Origin of the sequence: Campylobacter sp. US53, assembly GCF_004378995.1 — a bacterium.
Classification (GTDB): Bacteria; Campylobacterota; Campylobacteria; order Campylobacterales; family Campylobacteraceae; genus Campylobacter_D; species Campylobacter_D jejuni.
In genome coordinates this window covers 1-22240 of record NZ_RYYH01000003.1, presented here as the reverse complement: position 1 = coordinate 22240, position 22240 = coordinate 1, and the positions used below count along the sequence as shown (strand labels likewise).

Annotated in this window: 25 protein-coding genes, 2 tRNA genes and 1 pseudogene; 11 read left to right on the top strand and 17 right to left on the bottom strand. The window is 30.5% G+C overall.

The annotated features are described in order from the left end of the window. Nucleotides 1–79: 79 nt before the first annotated feature. Both fbaA and peb4 read right to left on the bottom strand, forming a co-directional pair. Nucleotides 80–1144, bottom strand: a complete 1065-nt coding sequence (gene fbaA, locus ELQ05_RS03265; RefSeq protein WP_070316923.1) for a class II fructose-bisphosphate aldolase — start codon at nucleotides 1142–1144, stop codon at nucleotides 80–82. Continuing rightward, nucleotides 1144–1965 (bottom strand): peptidylprolyl isomerase PEB4, encoded by an 822-nt coding sequence (gene peb4 / locus ELQ05_RS03260; protein WP_070316922.1) that lies wholly within the window; start codon nucleotides 1963–1965, stop codon nucleotides 1144–1146. Before peb4 ends, fbaA begins: the two co-directional genes overlap by 1 nt. Nucleotides 1966–2045: 80 nt before the next feature. Between peb4 and nth the strand changes: the two genes are divergently transcribed. Genes nth through ELQ05_RS03235 form a run of 5 tightly spaced genes read left to right on the top strand, consistent with a single transcriptional unit; the run spans nucleotide 2046 to nucleotide 4672 of the window. Then, a complete protein-coding gene (nth, locus tag ELQ05_RS03255; RefSeq protein ID WP_088303741.1) occupies nucleotides 2046–2672 on the top strand; it encodes an endonuclease III in 627 nt (208 codons plus the stop codon). Beyond that, a complete protein-coding gene (locus ELQ05_RS03250; RefSeq protein ID WP_088303742.1) occupies nucleotides 2669–3319 on the top strand; it encodes a DNA/RNA non-specific endonuclease in 651 nt (216 codons plus the stop codon). Before nth ends, ELQ05_RS03250 begins: the two co-directional genes overlap by 4 nt. Nucleotides 3320–3329: 10 nt before the next feature. Further along, nucleotides 3330–3962, top strand: a complete 633-nt coding sequence (locus ELQ05_RS03245; RefSeq protein ID WP_002852232.1) for a trimeric intracellular cation channel family protein — start codon at nucleotides 3330–3332, stop codon at nucleotides 3960–3962. Nucleotides 3963–4019: 57 nt separating this feature from the next. Next, the gene (locus ELQ05_RS03240) at nucleotides 4020–4460 is read left to right on the top strand and encodes an EexN family lipoprotein (protein ID WP_096703010.1); all 441 of its coding nucleotides are present in this window, start codon (nucleotides 4020–4022) and stop codon (nucleotides 4458–4460) included. Next, nucleotides 4451–4672, top strand: a complete 222-nt coding sequence (locus tag ELQ05_RS03235) for an EexN family lipoprotein (protein WP_079005306.1) — start codon at nucleotides 4451–4453, stop codon at nucleotides 4670–4672. Before ELQ05_RS03240 ends, ELQ05_RS03235 begins: the two co-directional genes overlap by 10 nt. On the opposite strand, the gene cmoA is transcribed toward ELQ05_RS03235, so the two are convergent. The 10 genes from cmoA to ELQ05_RS03185 are packed head-to-tail and all read right to left on the bottom strand — an operon-like array spanning nucleotide 4662 to nucleotide 13826. Next, nucleotides 4662–5372 carry a carboxy-S-adenosyl-L-methionine synthase CmoA gene (gene cmoA / locus ELQ05_RS03230; protein WP_079862136.1) on the bottom strand — a complete coding sequence of 237 codons (711 nt, stop codon included), beginning with the start codon at nucleotides 5370–5372 and terminating at the stop codon, nucleotides 4662–4664. The two genes, ELQ05_RS03235 and cmoA, sit on opposite strands and share 11 nt — an antisense overlap. Beyond that, nucleotides 5359–6213, bottom strand: a complete 855-nt coding sequence (locus ELQ05_RS03225; RefSeq protein ID WP_079862135.1) for a bifunctional riboflavin kinase/FAD synthetase — start codon at nucleotides 6211–6213, stop codon at nucleotides 5359–5361. The genes cmoA and ELQ05_RS03225 overlap by 14 nt, the downstream gene beginning before the upstream one ends. Then, entirely contained in the window at nucleotides 6179–6940 is a 762-nt protein-coding gene (locus ELQ05_RS03220; RefSeq protein ID WP_070316916.1) for a TlyA family RNA methyltransferase, read from the bottom strand. Before ELQ05_RS03220 ends, ELQ05_RS03225 begins: the two co-directional genes overlap by 35 nt. Beyond that, on the bottom strand, nucleotides 6937–7941 hold the full coding sequence (locus ELQ05_RS03215) for a hypothetical protein (RefSeq protein ID WP_079862141.1): 1005 nt from the start codon (nucleotides 7939–7941) through the stop codon (nucleotides 6937–6939). Before ELQ05_RS03215 ends, ELQ05_RS03220 begins: the two co-directional genes overlap by 4 nt. Beyond that, the gene (gene ligA, locus ELQ05_RS03210; protein ID WP_096703012.1) at nucleotides 7922–9865 is read right to left on the bottom strand and encodes an NAD-dependent DNA ligase LigA; all 1944 of its coding nucleotides are present in this window, start codon (nucleotides 9863–9865) and stop codon (nucleotides 7922–7924) included. Before ligA ends, ELQ05_RS03215 begins: the two co-directional genes overlap by 20 nt. Next, nucleotides 9866–11008 carry a dihydropteroate synthase gene (folP, locus tag ELQ05_RS03205; RefSeq protein WP_096703014.1) on the bottom strand — a complete coding sequence of 381 codons (1143 nt, stop codon included), beginning with the start codon at nucleotides 11006–11008 and terminating at the stop codon, nucleotides 9866–9868. It lies immediately after the preceding gene. Nucleotide 11009: 1 nt separating this feature from the next. Beyond that, entirely contained in the window at nucleotides 11010–11609 is a 600-nt protein-coding gene (locus tag ELQ05_RS03200) for a DNA polymerase III subunit delta' (protein WP_002867699.1), read from the bottom strand. Nucleotides 11610–11614: 5 nt separating this feature from the next. Beyond that, entirely contained in the window at nucleotides 11615–12151 is a 537-nt protein-coding gene (locus tag ELQ05_RS03195) for a HobA family DNA replication regulator (protein WP_002861289.1), read from the bottom strand. After that, complete coding sequence (locus tag ELQ05_RS03190; protein ID WP_052823846.1) at nucleotides 12152–13354, bottom strand: aspartate kinase; 1203 nt, start codon at nucleotides 13352–13354, stop codon at nucleotides 12152–12154. Nucleotide 13355: 1 nt separating this feature from the next. Then, nucleotides 13356–13826, bottom strand: a complete 471-nt coding sequence (locus ELQ05_RS03185) for an RNA pyrophosphohydrolase (protein WP_032581179.1) — start codon at nucleotides 13824–13826, stop codon at nucleotides 13356–13358. Between the two features lie 100 nt (nucleotides 13827–13926). Here ELQ05_RS03185 and hemW point away from each other — a divergent pair, with 100 nt between their 5' ends. The 4 genes and pseudogenes from hemW to queA all read left to right on the top strand — a co-directional run bounded on the left by hemW (nucleotide 13927) and on the right by queA (nucleotide 17219). Beyond that, nucleotides 13927–14994, top strand: coding sequence for a radical SAM family heme chaperone HemW (gene hemW / locus ELQ05_RS03180; RefSeq protein WP_002933508.1), 1068 nt, complete (start codon nucleotides 13927–13929; stop codon nucleotides 14992–14994). 58 nt (nucleotides 14995–15052) lie between these two features. Further along, nucleotides 15053–15468: pseudogene (tatB, locus tag ELQ05_RS03175) on the top strand (Sec-independent protein translocase protein TatB). Beyond that, nucleotides 15461–16198, top strand: a complete 738-nt coding sequence (gene tatC, locus ELQ05_RS03170; RefSeq protein WP_002856930.1) for a twin-arginine translocase subunit TatC — start codon at nucleotides 15461–15463, stop codon at nucleotides 16196–16198. The pseudogene tatB and the gene tatC overlap by 8 nt, the downstream one beginning before the upstream one ends. Then, nucleotides 16191–17219, top strand: a complete 1029-nt coding sequence (gene queA, locus ELQ05_RS03165) for a tRNA preQ1(34) S-adenosylmethionine ribosyltransferase-isomerase QueA (RefSeq protein ID WP_096703018.1) — start codon at nucleotides 16191–16193, stop codon at nucleotides 17217–17219. Before tatC ends, queA begins: the two co-directional genes overlap by 8 nt. Here queA and lpxD read toward each other — a convergent pair. Genes lpxD through ELQ05_RS03140 form a run of 5 tightly spaced genes read right to left on the bottom strand, consistent with a single transcriptional unit; the run spans nucleotide 17208 to nucleotide 21823 of the window. Further along, the gene (gene lpxD, locus ELQ05_RS03160) at nucleotides 17208–18173 is read right to left on the bottom strand and encodes a UDP-3-O-(3-hydroxymyristoyl)glucosamine N-acyltransferase (protein ID WP_002855215.1); all 966 of its coding nucleotides are present in this window, start codon (nucleotides 18171–18173) and stop codon (nucleotides 17208–17210) included. The two genes, queA and lpxD, sit on opposite strands and share 12 nt — an antisense overlap. Then, nucleotides 18170–18634 (bottom strand): acetolactate synthase small subunit, encoded by a 465-nt coding sequence (ilvN, locus tag ELQ05_RS03155; protein WP_002852211.1) that lies wholly within the window; start codon nucleotides 18632–18634, stop codon nucleotides 18170–18172. The genes lpxD and ilvN overlap by 4 nt, the downstream gene beginning before the upstream one ends. Further along, nucleotides 18631–20331 carry an acetolactate synthase large subunit gene (locus tag ELQ05_RS03150; protein WP_070316908.1) on the bottom strand — a complete coding sequence of 567 codons (1701 nt, stop codon included), beginning with the start codon at nucleotides 20329–20331 and terminating at the stop codon, nucleotides 18631–18633. Before ELQ05_RS03150 ends, ilvN begins: the two co-directional genes overlap by 4 nt. A gap of 17 nt (nucleotides 20332–20348) precedes the next feature. Then, nucleotides 20349–20792 (bottom strand): GatB/YqeY domain-containing protein, encoded by a 444-nt coding sequence (locus tag ELQ05_RS03145; protein WP_002881863.1) that lies wholly within the window; start codon nucleotides 20790–20792, stop codon nucleotides 20349–20351. Nucleotides 20793–20803: 11 nt separating this feature from the next. Next, nucleotides 20804–21823: a bifunctional 3,4-dihydroxy-2-butanone 4-phosphate synthase/GTP cyclohydrolase II gene (locus tag ELQ05_RS03140; protein ID WP_070316907.1), complete on the bottom strand. Its 1020-nt coding sequence runs from the start codon at nucleotides 21821–21823 to the stop codon at nucleotides 20804–20806. 93 nt (nucleotides 21824–21916) lie between these two features. On the opposite strand from ELQ05_RS03140, the gene ELQ05_RS03135 reads away from it, so the two are divergent. Together ELQ05_RS03135 and ELQ05_RS03130 are read left to right on the top strand one after the other, a co-directional pair. Then, nucleotides 21917–21991 (top strand) — tRNA-Gln (locus tag ELQ05_RS03135). 33 nt (nucleotides 21992–22024) lie between these two features. Further along, nucleotides 22025–22100 (top strand) — tRNA-Met (locus ELQ05_RS03130). Nucleotides 22101–22240: the final 140 nt, after the last annotated feature.

Sequence of the window (22240 nt, the reverse complement as noted above, 5' to 3'; positions counted from 1 at the left end):
TTAAAAATTTTATTTTAAAGATTGCTACTTAATTTGATAAAAATTTTTAAAACAAAATAAAACTAAGCCTTTAAAATGCTTAGTTTTTGTTTATACAGTTTAAATCTTCAAAAGCGACTTCAAGACGCTTTATCATGCTTTCTTCACCACTTCTTAACCAAACACGCGGATCATAGTATTTTTTATTTGGCTTGTCATCACCTTCTGGATTTCCAATTTGTCCTTGCAAATAAACCCTATTTTTAAGTTCATATTCACGCACCCCATCCCAAAAGGCCCACTGAGTATCTGTGTCAATATTCATCTTAATTACGCCATAACTTACTGCATCTTTAATATCTTTTAGCTCACTACCGCTACCGCCATGAAATACAAAATTTATAGGCTTATCGCTATTTAAAGCAAATTTATCTTTTACAAATTTTTGCGAATTTTTTAAAATTTCAGGTTGTAAACTAACATTTCCTGGCTTGTAAACTCCATGTACATTTCCAAAGCTTGCTGCGATTGAAAATTTATCACTAATTTTTCCAAGTCTTTCATATGCAAGTGCTACATCTTCTGGTTGGGTATAAAGCTTGGAATTATCAATACCTGTATTATCCACTCCATCTTCTTCGCCACCTGTACAACCTAGTTCTATTTCAAGCGCGACACCTAAAACATTAAGTTTTTGAAGATAAACTTCACAAGTGCTAAGATTTTCTTCTAAACTTTCTTCGCTAAGATCAAGCATATGAGAACTAAATAAAGCTTGTCCATGGGTTTTTTTATATTGTGCATTTGCCTCAATAAGCCCATCAATCCAAGGCAAAAGTTTTCTTGCAGCATGATCAGTGTGTAAAATCACAGGTACACCATAAGCTTTAGCAAGTAAATGCACATGTTTAGCCCCACTAATTGCACCTAAAACTTCTCCATTAGGACAATTTTTCCCTGCATAAAATTTTGCCCCGCCATTTGAAAACTGGATAATAACTGGAGAGTTAACTTTTTTTGCAGCTTCTAAAACTGCATTAATAGAATCAGTTCCTACAACATTAACAGCAGGGATAGCAAAACCTTCTGCTTTGGCATAATCATAAACTTTATTAAGCTCATCTCCGCTAATCACCCCTGCTTTTACAATGTCTAAAACACCCATTATTTATATTCCACTTTAGCACTATTTAAAAGATCTTGGCCTTTTTGATTGATAACTTTTTTAAATTCTTCAAATTTAAGTCCGTTTTCAATACCTTGTTTTACTTCATCAAATTTAATTTGACCTTTAGCCTGCGAATTTTCTTTTAAGATTACATGATAACCAAAATTCGTTTTTACCGGAGTTGTAGTAATAGTACCATTTTTAAGTGCGAAAGCAGCATCTGTAAAAGGCTTTACCATAGTTGATTGATCAAACCAACCAAGCTCACCACCTTGGTTTTTTGAACCTGGATCAATTGATTTCTCTTTAGCAAGCTCGCTAAATTTAGCATCTAGTTCTTTACCTTTTAAACCTTTAAGTTCGTTAATAATATCCTTAGCCTCCTTTTCTGTCGCTACTAAGATATGTTTTGCTTGCACTCTTGCAGGTTTTACATATTTGTCTTTATTTTGATCATAAAAAGCTTTAACTTTAGCCGCATCAATTTTAATAGTATTTAAAATTTTCTCTTGATAAACATTAACAAGTATTGCATCTTTTGCACGATCAAGTTCTTTTGTGTATAAAGGATCTTTTTCTAAATTTTGTTTTTTAGCATCTTGCAAAATTAAATCTTGCATAATATATTGCTGAATAAGAGCTTTTTTTTGATTATCTGGCAAAGTTTTAAAATCCTGTCCTCTAAGCATAGGGGCGAAAAATTCACTTACTTCTGTATCACTAATGCTCTTGCCATTAACGGTGGCTACCGTAGCTGCATTTACATTTAAAGCTACACCTGCAATCAAAGCTGCTGTGACTAAAGAAAATTTTTTCATTAGGTTTCCTTTTTAATAAAATGTATATAAAATCAATTATATCTAAACTTGGTTTAAAGCTAATTAACTAAAATTAAAAAATGAAAAGAAATTTAGAAATCAAAGAACTTTTTTTAAAACATTTTGACAAGCCTGTAACAGAGCTTAAATTTTCAAACCTATACGAGCTTTTAGTCTGTGTGATGCTTTCAGCCCAATGCACTGATAAAAGAGTCAATCTCATCACTCCTGATCTTTTTAAGGCTTATCCTGATATCAAATCCCTTGCAAATGCAAATTTATCAAGCCTTAAAACCTATATACAAACTTGTTCATTTTTTAATAATAAAGCACAAAATCTTATAAAAATGGCAAAAGCAGTTTGTGAAAATTTTAACGGAAAAATTCCCCTTGATGAACAAAATTTAAAATCATTAGCAGGCGTAGGACAAAAAACCGCTCATGTAGTTTTAATAGAATGGTGCGGAGCAAATTTCATGGCTGTAGATACTCATGTTTTTAGAGTTTCTCACCGCTTAGGACTTAGCAAAGCAAAAACTCCAGAAGCTACGGAAGAAGATTTAACAGGTGTATTTAAAGACAATCTTAACTATCTTCATCAAGCCATGGTTCTTTTTGGACGTTATACCTGTAAAGCTAAAAAACCTTTATGTAAAGAATGTTTTTTAAATCATCTTTGCAAAAGTAAAGATAAGGAACTTAAATGAAAATTTTCATCTTTTCACTAGCTATATCTCTTAATATTTTTGCCTTAGAACCTTACAAGCCTAGTGCTAATTTTTCTTCTTATTTTAACAATATAAACTGTTCGCAAATCTTAGATAAGTTTTTTTATCTAAATTGCTATGATTATAAACTCAAAGGTACAAAAGCCGTTGCTTATAAAATAGAAGCTTCAAATTTGAAAGATAAGCAAATTAAAAAACGGCCGCGCTTTGAAGATGATACAAATATTCCTAAAAAATACCGCACTACTTGGAATGATTATAAAAACAGCGGCTACACGCGAGGACACACTGCACCCAATGCTTCTTTTAGCTTTAGTAAAGCTGCTCAAAATTCAGTATTTTTAATGAGCAATATTACCCCACAAATTGCTCAAATAAATAATAAAATTTGGAGTGAAATCGAACAAAGAGAAAGAAGTTTAGCTTTAAAATTTCAAAGTATCGAAGTTTTAAATTTAGTACTTTACGATAAAGAACCACAATACATTAAAAACCGTATTGCTATACCAAGTTTTTATGTAAAAATTATTAAAACTCCGAAATTTAAAGAATGTTATCAAGTACCAAACCATGAAGTAAATGATGAAAATATTAAACAGTATCAAATAAATTGTGATAAATTTTAAGGTATAAATTATGGAGATAAATGCTCTTACGATAACCACTCTTTATATCATAGGTATTTCCGCAGAAGGAATGACAGGGGCTTTAGCTGCGGGACGCCATAAAATGGATCTTTTTGGAGTTATTTTTATTGCTCTCGTAACAGCAATTGGAGGTGGAAGCATACGAGATGTGCTTTTAGGACATTATCCTTTAACTTGGGTTAAACATCCTGAATATATTATTTTAATCTGTTTTTGCGCCCTTGTAGCCACAAAAATTCCACGCGTAGTAACCAAACTTGAAACTTTATTTCTAACTCTTGATGCTATAGGACTTGTTGTTTTTAGTATACTTGGAGCTCAAATAGCTATAGATCAAAACCATGGGTTTATCATAGCCGTTGCTGCTGCTGTAATTACCGGTGTTTTTGGTGGAATTTTAAGAGATATTTTATGTATGAGAATCCCCTTGGTGTTTCAAAAAGAAATTTATGCAGGAATTGCCATAATTGCAGGAGCAATCTATTATTCTCTAATAATTTGGCTTGAGCTTAATGCCCTAGTTTGCACACTTTTAACTCTTTTTATAGGAGTTTTTGCAAGGCTTTTAGCTATCAAATATCAATGGTCTTTACCTATTTTTTCTTACAATGAAGAAAAATAATTTATCGTTGCTTTATACAAGTTTGCTAAGATGTTAAAAATTTTAGGAGATTGATAAATGCGAAGAATAAGTATTTTACTTACGATTTTAATAGTTATCAATATAACAGCTTGCGATAACAAAACAGAAAATTACTACAAAAATCATCTTAGAGAAGCAAAAGAAAAAGCGAAAGAATGCAAAGAAAGCGGAACTATTAGCGAAGATTGTATTAATGCATTAAAAGTTGGTATTAAGCCAACAAATGAAGAGAGTAAATACAGTCCGAACATACCAAAAAAATCTGATAATCAAATATTAGAAACTTTAAAACAAAATGATTTAGAAAAAGAAAAAACCACAAAAGATATTAACCAAAGTTCAGAAAATAATAAAAGTATTATAATACCACCTATAACAGAAACACCTTCTGAAATTTATCCTTCCAAAACAACAGAAAACAATCAAAGTTCTATCTTTAGCGATGATATCAATATAACACAGGAAAAATTACCATGAAAATAACTCTTTTTTTAAGCCTTATTGGTATATTTTTTGCAGCATGCGAACAAACCAAAAGTGTAGAATATTATCAAAATCATCCTGAAGAAGCAAAAAAAAGAAGTTTAGAATGCAGACACAAAGCTATCATCAGTCAAGATTGTGTTAATGCATATAAGGTAGGTTTTCCAAAAGATGAATGGGAAGATGAAAATATTTCTAATCCTTAAAAGCTATGAAAGTTTCAAAATTCGCCCATTTAAAAATACTTTCTATTTTCTTAAAACCTGCCTTTTCTAGCATATTTAAATTTTCTTTTTGACTATAAGGAATTAAAACATTTTCTAAAGCTTCTCTTTTAGTTGCAATTTCAAACTTAGAATAGCCTTGTTTTTCTTTATAATCAGCATAAAGTTCTATGATATTTTTAGACAAAAAAGCATCTTCATAAAGGATTTTTTCACTCATAATCAAAATGCCTTTAGAGTTTAAATTTTTATAAATTTTATCAAGCAATTCTTGTCTTTTAGGAGGGCGAATAAACTGCATGGTATAATTTGCCACAAAAACATCGCAAACAAAAAAATCAAACTCACATAAATTAGCTTCAAAAAAACTTATATCAAGTCCATAAGCTTTAGTTTTTGACTTTGCAACTTCAAGCATAGAAGCAGAATTATCCACGCCAAAAAGTTTAAAATCCTTTCTTAGATTTGCCAAAAAAATCAAAAAATTAACACTTGAGCAGCCTAAATCACAAACACTTGCACTTGTAGGTAAAATTTTAGCCAATAAATTAGCACAAAGTTCTAAATTTTCTCTATAAAATGGTACAGAACGATTGATCATATCATCAAAAACACTAGCCACGCTTTTATCAAATTCAAATTGTTTTTTAGGGCTTTGTTTAAAAAGTTCATCTTTCATCATTTTTCCTTAATAATTCTCTAGCTTGTTCTATGTCTTTGGTAATTTGATTTTTAAGTTTTTTTAGATCCTGAAATTTTTGATTCTCTCTTAGAAAAAATATAAACTCGAGTTCAAAAAACTCCCCTTGTGTGAAATTTTCACCCAATTCTTCTAAAATATGACTTTCTATAGCAAAATTTTCATCGCTTGATCTTACACCTAAAAAACTCACACTTTTATAAATATTTTTTTGGCTTTTTAACAAAGTAGCATAAACACCATTTTGAGGCAAAAAATAGCCTTTACAATCTAAATTTATAGTCGCAAAAAGTTCCTTAGAACCCAAACCTTGTCCTTTAATCATCTTCCCTTTGATGCTATAATCTCTTCCTAAAAATTCTTTTGCTTTTTGCAAATTTGCTTTTGATAAAAAATCCTTAATTAAACTTGCATGAACACCTATTCCACCTATGCTAAATTCATCAACTATTATAGTTTTTATCCCACTTAAAGACTCAATATCTTTAGCACTATAAGCCCTATTTTTCCCAAAAGAAAAATCATATCCCACTACTATAAATTTTAAATTGACAAATTCTTTTTTCAAAAAACTTAAAAAATCTTTACCATCTAAAGATTTTATACTTTCAAAATCCACTTCTATAACTTTTTTTCCTGAAATTTCTTCTTTTTGACGATTTGAGCAAAGAAATTGACCCTTAAATTTATTAATAACTAATAAAGCCCCATTCTCATCTAAACATTTTACAAGTTTTAGATGTCCTAAATGCACGCCATCAAAACAACCTATAGCCAAAGAGGTAATATTAATTTTTGATATAGTAGTAAAAATATTCAATATTGCCTTCCTTTCCTTTAATGCTTGATTTTTGCGTATTTTTTAAAAGCCAACCTAACTTAGCACATGCTTTTTCAAAATCCATTCTTGTTTTTAAGATTGCCTTGTCATCTTTTAAAACACCCTTTTTATCTCTTTTGATATTTTTTCCCACTTCAAACTGAGGTTTAAAAAGTAAAATAATTTCCTTTAAAGCCAAATTATCGATATAATAAAGTAAATTAATAAGAGAAATAAAACTCACATCACAAGTAATAAGTTCAAATTTTTCTTCACTTTTAAAGGCTCTAAGATCTGTATTTTCATATAAAATAATTTTTTCATTTACTCTTAAACTTGGATGGAGTTGATTACTACCCACATCAAGAGCAGTGATTTTTAAAGCCTGATTTTCAAGTAAAATTTGCACAAAACCGCCCGTGCTAGATCCTATATCAAGACAATTTTTATGTTTTATTTCAATATTATTTTCTTCTAAAAAATTTTTTAATTTCAAAGCTGCTCTTGAAACATAAATTTCACTTAAAAGATCCAATTTTAACTCATTGGTTAAAAGTATATCTTCAGGATTTAAATCTTGCGTTTTTTTTAAATTTTCTAAAAAATTTTTCACATCAAAAGAAGCTTTAAAACTTTTACCATTAAGCAAAACCTCTTCATTTTCTATAAGCTCTAAGGCTTTATTTCTACTGATATTTAAACGCTTTGAAACAAAAAAATCAAATCTCATTTTAAACTCTCATTTATTCTTTTTTCTAAGTCTTCTTTTTCTTTAGAAAACCACCAAATGCCTATTTCAAAAGCATTTTTTTTAAAAATTTCTCTAAGATCTTTAAGATCTTTTTCAAAAAGATCTTTTTCTTTTTGAATTAAACTTAAATTATGATCTTTTAAAAAATCAAAATTATTCATCCATAAAAGTATTTGTTCTTGTTCGGATTTTAAGGCATTATTTCTTTGCTCTTTTAAAAAATAACTTCCTAAAACCATGATAAAACACAAAAATAAAACAATTATTTTTATCTTTATTTTCAAAACAAAATTAAAAACAAAAGCTAAAAGAGAACAAAACATAAAAAAATTAAAAAAATCAAAAATAAAATTTAAAACCCTAAATCCCAAATATCCAAAATAAGAAAAAATAAAAAATTTTAAATTTGAAACAAAATACAATAATTCAGATAAAAAATCAAAATAAACAAAAGAAGAACTTTTATAAGCGATGATTTTCCTAGAAAAAAGTTCTAAATTTAAAAGTTCATTGTAAGTAAAAAAAAGCCCATAAAATGCATAAAATAAAGCAGTAAAAAAACTAGCGATAACAACTATTCTAAAATCATTATAAGCATTATCTACAAATTGCAAATGTAATTCTTTTTTTAAAAATATCATCAATAAAGGCAAAATTATAAATATAAAAACAAAATCAATTTTTTCAAGATTTAAAAAATTTAAAAATAAAGAAATAAGTCCAAAAATCGCCAAGAAAAAACTAAAAATATAAAGATAAAAATCCCCCATACTAATACGATAAAACAAACTTCCCTTAATCAAAGTAGCTTCTTTTATAATATTTTTTCTAAGCTTTAAAAATAAAAAGAATTCCCAAAAAAGTGTTAAAAAAATAGGAATTAAAAAAAATAAAGAAAAAGCACTCCTTTGCCAAGTTAGCAAAAAGCCAAAAAGGCTTAAAAGCGTTAAAATATAAGAACTATTCTTTAACAAGCTCATTAAAAGCACTTTCATCTATACATTTTACTTCAAGCTCTTTAGCCTTACTAAGCTTAGAACCTGCCTCTTCTCCAAAAAGCACATAGTCAGTCTTTTTAGAAACTGAGCCGCTTACCTTACCCCCAAGCTTTTCTATCAAAGCCTTAAACTCATCTCTTGGGCGTGAAAGAGTGCCTGTAATTACAAAAGTTTTACCAAAAATCACACCATCGCTTTTGATTTCAAGTTTTTCTATTTTCAAATTTAAAAGCTTGTAAAACTCATCAATTCTTGTACGATTAACACGCGTAAATTCGCAAAGACTTAAAGCCATTTGCTCTCCAAAACCTTCTAAATTGGCATAAGCTTCAAAGCTTTGCTTGTGCCACTCTTTACCAAAACTTAAACTTAATTTTTTAGCCGCAACCTCGCCAATATGCTCTATTCCTAAAGCTGTGATAAAACGAAAAAGCTCACATTCTCTTGCTTGTTCTATGGCATTTAAAAGATTGTTAATTTTCTTTTCCTTAAAGCCTTCCAAACCTTCAAAATCACTAAATTTTAAATGAAAAATACTCTCAAGTGTAGTGATTTTTTTGTGCTTGTATAAAAGCTCTACTATATTTTCTCCCAGTCCGTCGATATTAAGACATTTTTTAGAAACAAAATGAATGATAGAATTTACAAGTCTATCTTCACAGTCTATATTTTGACATTTTATTAAAGTTCCTTCATCTAAAAGCTCACTTTGGCAAGTAGGACAAAGCTTAGGGCGTGAAATTTCCATCTCTAAACCTTCTCTACGATCTTTAAAAACCTTAGTGATTTTAGGGATAACATCGCCACTTCTTATCACGCTTACAAAATCATTGATTTTAACATCAAGTCTTGCAATCTCATCAAAATTATGGAGTGTGGCTGATTTTACTACAACCCCATCTAAATTTACAGGTTCTAAAACCGCCACAGGAGTGATCACTCCACTTCTTCCCACTTGTAAATTTACACCTATTAAACGCGTGGTTTTTTCAAGTGCAGGAAATTTAAAAGCTGCCATAAATTTTGGAAATTTTACTGTATAGCCTAATTCTTCACAAAGTGCAAGATCATCAACCCTTACCACCATACCATCCATCATCATAGGCTTTTTTTCTCTTAAAGCTAAAAGCTCATCATAAGCTTTTAAAACCTCGTCTAAATTAACACAAAGTCTTACAAAATCATCTTTTAAAAAACCGAGCTCTCTGATAAATTGCATCACCTCGCTATGTTTGGTAAAATTTAAGGTATTTTCCCCTACTCCCCAAGGATAAAATTTCAAATTCCTTTCTTTGGTGATGCTTGTATCAAGCTGCCTTAAACTCCCACTTGCAGCATTGCGTGGATTGGCAAATAAACTTTGATTTAAAAGGGCTCTTTTTTCGTTGATTTTCTCAAAATCATCTTTTAAAATCACCACTTCTCCACGAATTTCTATCCTTTCTTTATAGGCTATATTTTTAGGTATATTTTCTATCTCAAAAACATTAAGCGTTATATCCTCACCCACTTCGCCATCGCCCCTAGTGGCACCGCTTACTAATTTACCATTTTCATAAAGCAAATTTAAACTCGCTCCATCAAATTTAGGCTCTATAAAAAAGTTTTTTTCACATTTTGCGCGTTTTGCCCAAGCCCTAAGCTCACTCTCATCAAACACATCTTCCATCGACCACATACGCTTTAAATGAGCTATTTTTTTAAACTCGCTTTGTATAGTAGGAGCTATTTTTTGCGTTGGAGAGTCTTTTGAAATTTCATCTTTATTTTGTTCTTCAAAAGCTCTTAATTCTCTGATTAAAGCATCGTATTCTTCATCGCTAGCCAAGGGTTCATCTTTTTCATAATATGCCCTCATCCACAAATTGGCTAAAGCAACTTTTTCTAAATACTCTTCTTTTTTCATCTAAACTCCTATATTATCCATTGCCTGCGCTAAAGCAAAAAGTTGTTTGTGCTCATATAAATCATGCACTCTTATAATACTAGCACCATTTTCAAAAGCCTTTAAATGCAAATACAAAGTTCCTGCTAAACGATCTTTAATCTCGCTTTGAAAATACGCATTAATCACACTTTTGCGACTCGCACCTATAAGCAAAGGCTTGTTAAATTGCAAAAAATGCTCTAAGTGTTTGATTAAAATCATATTATGCCCCGCACTCTTTCCAAAACCAATACCTACATCTAAAATACTTTCTTTTACTCCAAAACTTTCTAAAAGTTCAAGTTTTTCTTTAAAAAATAAAGTCATCTCATCAAGTAAATCTTCATAAAAAGGATTATCTTGCATGTTATTTGGATTGTTTTGCATGTGCATTAAGCAATATTTTGCCTCATATTTACTTGCAAGTTTGGCTAGATTAAGATTTCTTAAACTTGTAATATCATTAATGAGTTTAAAACCCTTATTTAAAGCATATTCTAGACAATATTCATCAAAACTATCTAAACTAAAAATCGCTTTTTCATGATAATTTTTCTCATAAATTAAGTCAAGTATTTTTTTCAGTCTTTTAAATTCCTCTTCCTTACCACAATACTCACTCCCAGGTCTTGAACTTACCGCACCTATATCGATATATTCAGGCTTTAAAGCAAGAAAGTCATTAAGCCTTTTTTCAAAGTCTTCTTCGCTCACACGACTTTTTGCATTAAAACTGTCTTCATTGACATTAATCACTACCATAAGCTCAGCTTTTTTTGGTTTTAAAAAATCTTTTTGCAAAAAAAGAGCCAAATTTTTAAGTCCAAAATCTTGAAGCTTTTCTTTAGCAATAAGCTTTTGAATTTGTTCTTTACTTGCCATTAAAAGTGCATTTGAATGAGTGATTTTTGCAGTAATTACTTCTTTATGAGTAATAAGTTCAGCTCCTACTCTTAAAGCATCTTGTTTTAAAATATTTGCTGCAGGAGTGGAAATATCTTTGATAAAAATAAAATGAATTTTTGTTTTTTCACTCATAATCTTTTGTCCCATTTTATGGGGATTTATGAAAGAACAAAGCAAATTAAAATCGGTATTTGGATTGATTTTAAAAAATTTCATTTTATTTCTTTGTATAATAATTTAGTAAAAGAGTAGCTAAAAGCACCCCGCTTTTAGAATTTAATTTTGCAAGCTCATAGCCTTCATAAAAAAACTCTAATTCTTCAGCATTAAAATCTTTATATTTCACACATTCTTTAGCAAGTAATGCGATTTGATCCATAAGTTCATTTTTATCCAAATTTTCATTTTTTTGCAAAAAATCAAAAAGCATTCTTAAATCCATTCTTTTAAGATCTAAATCAAGTTTTTTAACTTCCTTTTCAACTTTTCTTTTTTCACAAATAAGACGTGATTTTATAGTAGGTAAAAGTAAATTTTTAGAAGGTACCACAATAAGAAATTTAATATTTTTTGGAGGTTCTTCGAGAAGTTTAAGTAAAAAATTTTGTGCTTCTATCCTATAAGAATCCGCCATTAAAACAATAATTTTTTCTTCGGTTTCTGCGATATAGCTTTCTTTTTCAACTGCTCTTGCATCATCAAGTAAAAATTCATTTTGTGGCATAAAAAATCTTAATTTTTTAATACCAAAATTATTAATCATTTCTTCTTTAATACCTAAAAAATCTTCACTGATAATAATCTTACTAATAAACAAAATATTTATCCTAATTGCACCTTGGAAAATAATATTGCATCCAAACTTACATCAAAAAGTTGATATAAACTAATAAGCTTGATATCCAAGTCTTTATCTTTAGAATTTAAATAAAAACTATCTTGTAACTGCTCATCAAAAAGCCACAATAAACTATCATCTCTTGATTTAGCGATTAAAGATTTATTATCAGAAGCACTTCCTATGTAAAAATACACATAACCATTAGGAAAAGAAATGTCAAGCAAGTCATTAAGTAAAGCTATATCTTCTGAACTTTGTACTTTCTTCTTGCATAAAGAATTTAACGACACAAAAGGAAGCATGGGACGAGCGGCTTTTGAATTTATATTTTTTAAAAAATACTCTTCATACCAAGATCTTTGTTCATCGCACATTAAGACAAAAGTGCGTCCCTCTAAAAGATATTTAAGTCTTGCAGCCATCAAAGGAGCCCATTCTAAACGACGCGACTCCAACCATGCCATAAAAGCTCCGCCATTGCGAATATTTTCAAGAGTAAAACTTAAAAAATCACTCATTTATTTATCAAGTCCGTAGCACTCATGTAGTGCTCTAACTGCAAGTTCTCCGTATTTTTCATGAACTATCATTGAAATTTTTATTTCACTAGTAGAAATCATACCGATATTAATCCCCTCATCAGCTAAAGCTTTAAAAGCTTTACTTGCCACTCCTGAATGTGATTTCATGCCTACACCGACTATAGAAACTTTTACTACGGCACTATCACTTTCTATAGTTGTTTTTGAGCTTAAAATTTTTTGCATAGCATTTTTAGCTAATTCAAGTTCATTTTGAGGAACCGTAAAACCCAAATTTGTAGCGCCATCAACTCCAACATTTTGTATAATCATATCTACATTAATATTTTCATTTGCTAAAACAGAAAAAATTTCAGCTGCGATTCCAGGCTTATCTTCTACATTTCTTAAAGTCACTCTTGCTTGATTTTTATCCAAAGCAATACCACTTACTAAAGCTTGTTCCATTCCATCTTCCTTTGTTATCATTGTTCCTTCGTTATTGTTAAAACTACTTCTAGTTACTAAGTTAACATTTAATTTTTTTGCAAGCTCTACAGAGCGATTTTGCAAAACTTTTGCACCCAAACTTGCAAGTTCAAGCATTTCTTCATAAGAAATTTTATCCAATTTCTTTGCCTTTGGTTCAATTCTTGGATCTGTTGTATAAACCCCATCAACATCGGTATAAATTTCACACAAATCCGCATTTAAGGCACCTGCTACCGCCACAGCACTTAAGTCGCTTCCACCACGCCCTAAGGTAGTTACATTACCTTCCTCATCTACACCTTGAAAACCTGCTATAACAACTATTTTACCATTTTGAAGTTCTGATTTTATCGCTTTTGTATCAATATGATGAATTCTTGCCTTTGTAAAAACACTATCTGTAATAATTCCCGCTTTTCTCCCAGAAAATGATATAGCAGGATAACCCTTTTCATTTAAAGCGATGGAAAGTAAAGCGCTTGTTACACGCTCTCCACTGCTTAAAAGCATATCCATATCTTTACCATTAGGAGTTTTACTAAAATATTCAGCTTGCTCGATAAGAGTATTTGTCACCCCACTCATTGCAGATACTACAACAACAAGTTGATTACCTTGTTGTACACTTTGGATAACCCTATTGGCTACTGCTTCGATACGCTCAAGTGTTCCAACGCTTGTTCCACCATATTTTTGAACTATAAGCATTTTAGATATAACCTTTCTCTTCAAAATATTTGATCACTCTAACATAAATATTTTTTTTGAAATGATTAATCATTTCAAAAATTTGTTTAACACTCACAAATTGATAATCATCAAATTCAGGATGCTTGGTATTGATATTGATTGTAGCACCGTGCTTTAAACGCACTAAAAAATATTTTTGAATCTGTCCATCATAAGGATACATTTTTTTAACAATTTTACTCGGAAAATCATAACTCAACCATTCTGGATACTCAGCAATGATTTCAACCTCATCAGTGCCTATTTCTTCTTTTAGTTCTCTAAATAAAGCGTTTTTGACACTTTCACCTTTATCAATACCTCCTTGTGGAAATTGCCAAATATTATCCATATCACTTCTTTTAGCTATAAAAATCTTACACTCAAAAGGATAAGAACTTGATAAAACAATAGCTGCAACATTTGGTCTATAATTTTTCTCGTTTTCCACAATATTTTTCCTTAAATCTCAAGAATATAATTTTAACCTAAATCAAATCAAATTTTTATTAAAATACATTAAAAATTTAATAAAATATTTTAGGGTTTTTATGTATTTTTATATCCATATTCCATTTTGTGAAAGCAAATGTAATTATTGCGCTTTTACAAGTTTGAAAAAAAATGATTATGAAAAAGCTTATTTTCAGGCTTTAAAAGAAGATATTGTTTTTCAATTAAAACAATTTAACATTCAATCAAATCAAATTAAAACCTTATTCATAGGCGGAGGAACACCAAGTTGTGTCGATGCGTATAATTATGAAGATATTTTTAAAATTTTATATCCCTTACTAGATAAAAATGTAGAAATTTCATGCGAAGCTAATCCCAACTCAGCAACATTAAATTGGCTTAAAAATATGAAAAATTTAGGAGTTAATCGCATTTCTTTTGGAGCTCAAAGTTTTCATCCTAAAAAACTTCACTTTCTTGGAAGAATTCATAATCAAGAAATGATTATCAAAGCATTAGAAAATGCAAATAAAGTAGGTTTTAAAAATATCAATTTAGATCTTATTTATGATACAAAATTAGACAATAAAAAAATGCTTGAATTTGAACTCTTACACTTAAAACAAATCAAGGCTTTAATCACACACCTTAGTGCTTATAATTTAACCATAGAATCAAACACAGCCTTTGCCAAAAAAGAACATTTCAAAAAAAATGCTCCTAATTTAATGAAATTTTTCATCAAACAACTTCTAGAGCTTGACTTTTTTCAATATGAAATCAGTAATTTTTCAAAAACCAAAGCCCAAATTTGCAAACATAATCTTGCTTATTGGCAAGGAAAAAACTACCTAGCTTGTGGATTAAGTGCGGTAGGATTTTATGAAAATAAGCGTTTTTATACAGCAAAAAATTTAAAAAATTACATAGAAAATCCTACTTTTAGATCTATAGAGCAACTAAGCTCCAAAGACTTGAATTTAGAACATCTATTTTTAGGACTTAGAAGTATAGTAGGGATTGATGAAACAAAACTCAATCAATGGCAAAAAGACAAAATAAATATATTATTAAAAGAAAAAAAACTTTTTTACAAAAATAAAAGATATTTTAATCCTAATTTTCTCATTAGCGACGAACTTGCTTTATATCTCTCATCTTAAATTTAAGTTTTTTAAGTAAAATATTTATTTAAAATATCAAATCAAAGAGTAACGATTAATGAGTTTTGGTGAAATTATAGTTATTTTAGTTGTAGCGATTTTAGTCTTAGGGCCTGATAAACTTCCAGAAGCTATAGTACAAATAGCAAAAATTCTAAAGGCTGTAAAACGCAACATAGATGATGCAAAATCAAGCATAGAAAAAGAAATACGCATCAATGACTTAAAAGAAGAGGCTAAGAAATACAAAGATGAATTTTCAAGCACTAATGAAAATATACGCAAAAAACTCAGTTTTGAAGAATTTGATGACCTTAAAAGAGATATTTTAGATAAAACAAAGGTAGATTTAACCTTTGATAGCAGAGATAATAACGTAAAAAATAACCTTAGCGGACAAAATTTAAATACAGAAGAAAAACCAAATCTTAGCAAATTAGAAACACAAGATAAAACGGAAAAATAAATGTTTGAAGAATTAAGACCTCATTTAATAGAACTTAGAAAACGCCTTTTTATAAGCGTTGCTTGCATTGTAGTTATGTTTATTGTATGTTTTGCTCTACGAAGCTATATCTTAGATATTTTAAAAGCTCCACTTATAGCTGTTTTACCCGAAGTAGCCAAACATGTGAATGTAATTGAAGTACAAGAAGCCTTATTTACCGCAATGAAGGTTAGTTTTTTTGCAGCCTTTATCTTTTCTCTACCTGTGATTTTTTGGCAATTTTGGAAATTTGTAGCTCCAGGACTTTATGATAATGAAAAACGCCTTGTGGTGCCTTTTGTTAGCTTTGCAAGCATTATGTTTGCCTTGGGGGCTTGTTTTTGCTATTTTGTTGTAGTGCCTTTGGCTTTTAAATTTTTGATTAATTTTGGTTTAAATGAAGATTTTAATCCTGTGATTACCATAGGAACTTATGTAGATTTTTTTACGAAAGTTGTTGTGGCTTTTGGCTTAGCTTTTGAAATGCCTGTAATTGCCTTTTTCTTTGCTAAAATCGGACTTATAGATGATAGTTTTTTAAAACGCCATTTTCGCATAGCTGTTTTAGTTATTTTTGTTTTTTCAGCCTTTATGACTCCACCTGATGTTTTATCTCAATTTTTAATGGCAGGACCACTTTGCGGACTTTATGGACTTTCTATTTTAATTGTTCAAAAGGTAAATCCTGCCCCAAAAGATAAAGAAAGCGATGAATAAAGACTTACTTCTTTCAAGCTATGATTACACTCTAGCTAATAAACTCATAGCCAACTATCCTGCAAATCCAAAAGAAGATGCTAAGCTTTTGGTTTTTGATCGCAAAAACAAAGAAATTTTTCACACTACTTTTAAAAATTTAAAAGACTTTTTACCCGACTGCGCGATTTTTTTCAATGATACCAAAGTTATTAAAGCAAGAATTTATGGCAATAAAGCAAGCGGAGGAAAAATAGAGCTTTTCTTACATCAACCTTTTTTAAATTCTCACAATCCGCTTTTTCTAGCTCAAATTAAAGGGCGGGTTAAAAAAGATGAAATCTTATATTTTAAAGAGGATTTAAAAGCGCGCGTTGTAGAACTTTTAGATGATGGTCTTCGAAAGGTTCAATTTTTTCAAAATGATAAAACCTTAGACACCTCAAATCTTTACAACCTGCTTGACAAGATAGGACATATACCCTTGCCTCCTTATATTAAAAGGGAAGATGAAAAAAGCGATTTGAAAGATTATCAAAGTATCTTTGCAAAAAATTTAGGTGCAGTGGCTGCTCCGACTGCAAGTTTACATTTTAGTGAGACTATGCTTGAAAATTTAAGAAAAAAACACGAAATTTATCATTTAACCTTACATGTAGGAGCTGGAACCTTTAAAAGCGTGGAATGTGAAAATATACAAGAGCATAAAATGCATAGTGAATTTTTTAATATTCCGCAGCAAGCATGTGAAATTATAGATTCTAAACAAGCTATTTTAGGCGTAGGAACAACGGTAACAAGAACCATAGAATATTATGCAAGAACTAAAACAAAAAGCGGTTTTTGTGATCTTTTTTTACACCCGCAAAATCCACCTATAAGACAAAATCATCTTTTAACCAATTTTCATTTACCAAAATCTACTCTTATCATGCTAGTTTCAGCTTTTATCGGTAGAGAACAGTGTTTAAAACTTTATGAACTCGCCATAAAAGAAAAATATCGCTTTTACTCTTATGGCGATGCGATGTTAATCTTGTGATTTTTCTTTAAAATTTATTGCTATTTTAGCTTGAAGTTTTAGCCAATCTTTTTGAAGCATGATAGGAAAACCACCATAAACACGCCCGCCTTCTAAATTTTTACTCACACCGCCTCTTGCAGCTATGGTGCTAAAATCGCCTATTTTTAAATGTCCACTCGTTGCACTTTGACCACCCATAATAACATTGCGTCCTAACTCACTTGAACCTGAAATTCCAGTTTGCGCCACAATGATACAATTTTGACCTATATTGCAATTATGTCCGATTTGAACTAGATTGTCTACCTTAGTACCTGCTTTGATAATAGTGCTATCAAAAACTGCTCTATCTATAGTTGTACAAGCCCCTACTTCTACAAAATCTTCTAAAATCACATTGCCATTATGATAAATTTTATAATGTTCGCCGTTTTTATTGTGCGCATAACCAAAGCCATCGCTTCCTATTACACAATTGGCAAGCAAATGACATTTTTTACCGATTTTAGTGTCATTATAAATAACTACATTAGGATGGATAATACTCTCATCACCAATGCTGACATTATCGCCTATATAAGCTCCTGCCATAATGATTACATTTTCACCGATATTTACATTATCACCTATATAAACATTAGGCATGATTCTTGCGCTTTTTGCAATATTTTGTACTTTTTCTTTAGCTGTGCTTATCAAAGGTTTAGCAAAAAGCTTGCTTAAAAAAGCAAAACTCAAATGTGGACTTTGAGTAATCAAAGCTTTAGTATCTTTAGGTACTAAATTTTCATATTCTTTAGATACTAAAATAGCAGCAGCTCCTGTGTGAGGTATATCTTTGGTATTTTTCTCACCATCACAATAAGTAAGCTCTGTAAAATTTGCTTTCAATAAAGAATTTAAAGCACTGATTTCTATATCCTCGCCTTTATATTCCAAGCTTAAAAATTCTGCTATTTCACTTAATTTCATTTAATCTCCATCAAAACAGATCCACTGCGAACTATATCACTAGGATTGTATTTTTTAATTGTTTTTAAAAAATTATCAATGCGATTTGCATCATCAGCAACCATTAAAAACAAAAAATTCTCATTGCTATTTGCAATAGTACCATTATAAGCTTTCAAAACGGCATCAAGTCCACCTAAATTTTCATTTAAAGGAATTTTCACCAAAGCCATTTCTTTGTCAATAAATTCCTCACTTTCTATCACTTTATAAGTAGGAATAAGCTTATGAAGTTGTTTGACTATCTGCTCAAAAGTTCTTTCATTTCCTGAAGTGACTATATTAATACGCGAAAATTCTTTATTTTCCAAAGGTGCTACTGTAAGCGAGTCAATATTATAGCCTCTTCCTGAAAAAAGTCCTACTATACGAGATAAAACCCCATGCTCATTTAAAACAATTACCGATAAAACCCTTCTCATTGTCTATCCTTTGCCTTTGGTAAAATCATATTATAAATCGCACCTCCTGCAGGTACCATAGGTAAAACATCTTCAAAACGATCAATTTTTACATTTAAAATAGAGGTTTTATCGCTTTTTAAAGCTTGGCTAAAAGCTTGAATGAATTCTTCTTTGTTTGAAATTTCATAACCTTCGCAACCAAAACCTTGAGCAATTTTGATAAAATCAGGCTGAGTATTTAAATCTGTTTGTGAAAAATGCTCTTTATAAAACATACTTTGCCATTGTCTTACCATACCTAAAAAGGCATTGTTTAAAATAATATTTATAGTTTTTATACCATACTCATGAGCAGTCATAAGCTCTTGGATATTCATCAAAACCGATCCATCGCCTACGAAATTAATCACCACTTCTTCACCCACAGCAAGCTTTGCACCCAAGGCAGCAGGTAAAGAATATCCCATAGTTCCTTGCCCTCCACTTGTTGCAAGTTGTCTTGGATAATTAAAAGGATAAAACTGTGCTACCCACATTTGATGCTGACCCACATCAGTAATAATCCTTGCATCTGGAGCCATTTTCGCACATTCTTCAATCACCCATTGCGGTTTTAAAATCTCATTGCTATCTTCATAAGAAAGCGGATAAAGTTCATTATAACGCTTTAAAGTTTCGCGCCATTCTTTAAAAATTGTATTAAAATTTTCCTTTTTAAGCTCTTCTAAAAGCTCTTTAAGAACTTCTTTAATATCTCCTACTATAGGATAATGTGCATTGATAATCTTTGAAATAGAACTAGGATCAATATCAACATGAACTATAGTCGCATGTTTAGCAAATTCACTTGTTTTTCCTGTAATCCTATCATCAAATCTTGCTCCTACACTCACAAGCAAATCACACTCACTTAAAGCCATATTAGCAGCATAGCTTCCATGCATACCTGCCATTTTAAGATTAAAAACATCATCACTTCTTAAAGTTCCAAGCGCCATTAAGGTTTCAACTGCTGGAATTTTTGTAAATTTTATAAGCTCTCTGATTTGCTCACTTGCATTAGAACTGATACAACCTCCACCCAAGTAAAATAAAGGTCTTTTTGCTTCTTTTAAAAGCTCTGCAAATTTTTTAATTTGCTTTGAGTTACCCTTATAAACGGGTTTATAAGTTTTCATAGAAATTTCTTTAGGATATTCCCAAAGTCCCAAAGTTGCACTTACATCTTTTGGCACATCTATATGCACAGGCCCAGGCCTACCACTTCTTGCTATATAAAAAGCCTCTTTTAAAATGCGTGGAAACTCTTCTATGCAAGTAACTAAATAATTATGCTTCACGCAAGGTCTTGAAATACCTACTGCATCAATTTCTTGAAAAGCATCTGTACCAATAAGAGAATTTGCTACCTGCCCTGAAATCAACACCAAAGGGATAGAATCACTATAAGCCGTAGCTAGACCTGTAATAGTATTTGTAAAACCTGGTCCGCTTGTAACTATAGCTACACCCACTTCTCCGCTCATTCTTGCGTAAGCATCAGCAGCATGCAAGGCCGCTTGTTCATGACGCACTAAAATATGTTTAAAATATTTTTGATTGTAAATTTCATCATAAATATTAAGTGCAGCGCCTCCAGGATAACCAAAAACAATTTTAACATTTTCTTCTTTTAAAGCCTCGCAAATCATTGCTGAACCGCTTAACTCTTTCATAATAACACTCCAAAAAATTATTGTAAAAGCTCTTTAAGTGCTAAATTAAGTCTTTTGCCATCAACACTCGCACCTAATTTTATTTTAGCTTCTTTCATTACCAAACCTTGTTCTTTTAGTGAACTTACACCCAATTCTTCTATAAGTTGTTTTAAGACTAAAGTTAACTCCTCATCACTTAGTTGTTTAGGCAGATAAATTTCAAAAAGACTTATTTCATTTTGTTCTTTTTGTGCTAAATCTTCACGATTTGCCTTAAGATAAAGTTCGATTGCGTCTTTGCGTTTTTTGATTTCACTTGCAATGATTTTATAAATTCTTTCATTATCTAATTCTATTCTTTCATCCACTTCTATTTGCTTAAAAGCTGCATTTAGAGTTCTTAAACTATCTCTTTTAAAATCATCTTTTTGTTTCATTGCCTCTTTGATATCGTTTAAAATTTGTTCTTTTAAAGTCATTTTTTTCCTTTTTAGTTAAAATTACAAGCTTTAAGGTTTAAACCAAAACCTTCTAAGCCTATATAGTCTTTATCACAACTTTGAGATAAAAGTTTAATTTCTTCTATACCAAAATATCTTAAAATCTGTGCTCCTATACCATAGTTTTTGTATTGAGTGGTACTGGATTTTTCTCCTTGCATGAAAACTATAACGCCACCATTTTCACTAAGAAATTTGATTTGCTCTAAAAGTTTTGAAAATTTATCTGAAGTTAAAAGCTCAAAATCACTACCACTGATATGAAATTTAACATTTTCGCATTTTTTGATATCTTTAAAGCAAAAAGCTATGTGTTGGGTTTGATTATGATCACTAAAGATAAATTTTTCTGCTTTAAAGCCTGCTAAAACACTTTGACTTTTTTCTTCAAGCTTAATAAGACTTTCATGTTTTAGGCGATATTCTATAAGATCGCTTACGGCTATCATATTTAAATCATGTTTTTGGCAAAAAATTTCTAGATCTTCTCTTCTTGCCATATCTCCATTATCTTTTACAATTTCACAAATCACACAAGCACCTTTTAATCCTGCTAATTTACAAAGATCAACCGTGCCTTCTGTATGACCTGTGCGTTCTAAAACCCCACCTTTTTTTGCGATTAAAGGATTGATATGCCCTGGTCTTACAAAATCACTCGCTTTAGCATTATCATCGGCAAAAATTTGTATAGTCATATTTCTTTCATAGGCGCTAACTCCCGTTGTAGTATCTTTTGCATCTACGGTTATAGTAAAAGCAGTTTCGTGGTTTGAAGTATTTTTAGGCACCATTAAAGGAAGTTCAAATTTTTTTGCTAAAGCTTCATCTAAGGCTACACAAACCACACCACGAGCTTCTTTTATCATGAAATTTACTTTTTCTTGGGTGCTAAATTGTGCAGGAAAGATTAAATCGCCTTCATTTTCTCTATCTTCTGCATCTACCATAACAAGCATTTTTCCTGCTTGTAAATCCTTAATTGCTTGTTCTACACTAACAAATTTCATCTTTATTTCCTTAAAATTTTTAAAATTATAACTTAAATTGCTTGACAAATAAATTAAAATTCATTATAATCACACTTTTAAAAAAATATTTATTGGGGTATCGCCAAGCGGTAAGGCAACAGGTTTTGGTCCTGTCATTCAGGGGTTCGAATCCCTTTACCCCATCCACTTCTTATTTTATATTTCAAATATCTTATATGCCGCGAAGTAGAGCAGTGGTTAGCTCGTCGGGCTCATAACCCGAAGGTCGGGAGTTCAAATCTCCCCTTCGCAACCAAATGTATTAATCTTTAATCCTCTTCACTTCTTTTTATTCGTATTAAAATAATTTAAAATAATTGTATTGTTATAATTTTTGTTGAGTTTTTAAAATACTTTAAAAGAATGATTGCAATCCAAAAAGAGTTTAACAACCTT

What these genes read in the sequence shown, in the direction of transcription:
- fbaA (WP_070316923.1), bottom strand. Translation starts at nt 1,144, where the DNA reads ATGGGTGTTTTAGACATTGTAAAAGCAGGGGTGATTAGCGGAGATGAG.
- peb4 (WP_070316922.1), bottom strand. Translation starts at nt 1,965, where the DNA reads ATGAAAAAATTTTCTTTAGTCACAGCAGCTTTGATTGCAGGTGTAGCT.
- nth (WP_088303741.1), top strand. Translation starts at nt 2,046, where the DNA reads ATGAAAAGAAATTTAGAAATCAAAGAACTTTTTTTAAAACATTTTGAC.
- ELQ05_RS03250 (WP_088303742.1), top strand. Translation starts at nt 2,669, where the DNA reads ATGAAAATTTTCATCTTTTCACTAGCTATATCTCTTAATATTTTTGCC.
- ELQ05_RS03245 (WP_002852232.1), top strand. Translation starts at nt 3,330, where the DNA reads ATGGAGATAAATGCTCTTACGATAACCACTCTTTATATCATAGGTATT.
- ELQ05_RS03240 (WP_096703010.1), top strand. Translation starts at nt 4,020, where the DNA reads ATGCGAAGAATAAGTATTTTACTTACGATTTTAATAGTTATCAATATA.
- cmoA (WP_079862136.1), bottom strand. Translation starts at nt 5,372, where the DNA reads ATGATGAAAGATGAACTTTTTAAACAAAGCCCTAAAAAACAATTTGAA.
- ELQ05_RS03220 (WP_070316916.1), bottom strand. Translation starts at nt 6,940, where the DNA reads ATGAGATTTGATTTTTTTGTTTCAAAGCGTTTAAATATCAGTAGAAAT.
- ELQ05_RS03215 (WP_079862141.1), bottom strand. Translation starts at nt 7,941, where the DNA reads ATGAGCTTGTTAAAGAATAGTTCTTATATTTTAACGCTTTTAAGCCTT.
- ligA (WP_096703012.1), bottom strand. Translation starts at nt 9,865, where the DNA reads ATGAAAAAAGAAGAGTATTTAGAAAAAGTTGCTTTAGCCAATTTGTGG.
- folP (WP_096703014.1), bottom strand. Translation starts at nt 11,008, where the DNA reads ATGAAATTTTTTAAAATCAATCCAAATACCGATTTTAATTTGCTTTGT.
- ELQ05_RS03195 (WP_002861289.1), bottom strand. Translation starts at nt 12,151, where the DNA reads ATGAGTGATTTTTTAAGTTTTACTCTTGAAAATATTCGCAATGGCGGA.
- ELQ05_RS03190 (WP_052823846.1), bottom strand. Translation starts at nt 13,354, where the DNA reads ATGCTTATAGTTCAAAAATATGGTGGAACAAGCGTTGGAACACTTGAG.
- hemW (WP_002933508.1), top strand. Translation starts at nt 13,927, where the DNA reads ATGTATTTTTATATCCATATTCCATTTTGTGAAAGCAAATGTAATTAT.
- tatC (WP_002856930.1), top strand. Translation starts at nt 15,461, where the DNA reads ATGTTTGAAGAATTAAGACCTCATTTAATAGAACTTAGAAAACGCCTT.
- queA (WP_096703018.1), top strand. Translation starts at nt 16,191, where the DNA reads ATGAATAAAGACTTACTTCTTTCAAGCTATGATTACACTCTAGCTAAT.
- lpxD (WP_002855215.1), bottom strand. Translation starts at nt 18,173, where the DNA reads ATGAAATTAAGTGAAATAGCAGAATTTTTAAGCTTGGAATATAAAGGC.
- ilvN (WP_002852211.1), bottom strand. Translation starts at nt 18,634, where the DNA reads ATGAGAAGGGTTTTATCGGTAATTGTTTTAAATGAGCATGGGGTTTTA.
- ELQ05_RS03150 (WP_070316908.1), bottom strand. Translation starts at nt 20,331, where the DNA reads ATGAAAGAGTTAAGCGGTTCAGCAATGATTTGCGAGGCTTTAAAAGAA.
- ELQ05_RS03145 (WP_002881863.1), bottom strand. Translation starts at nt 20,792, where the DNA reads ATGACTTTAAAAGAACAAATTTTAAACGATATCAAAGAGGCAATGAAA.
- ELQ05_RS03140 (WP_070316907.1), bottom strand. Translation starts at nt 21,823, where the DNA reads ATGAAATTTGTTAGTGTAGAACAAGCAATTAAGGATTTACAAGCAGGA.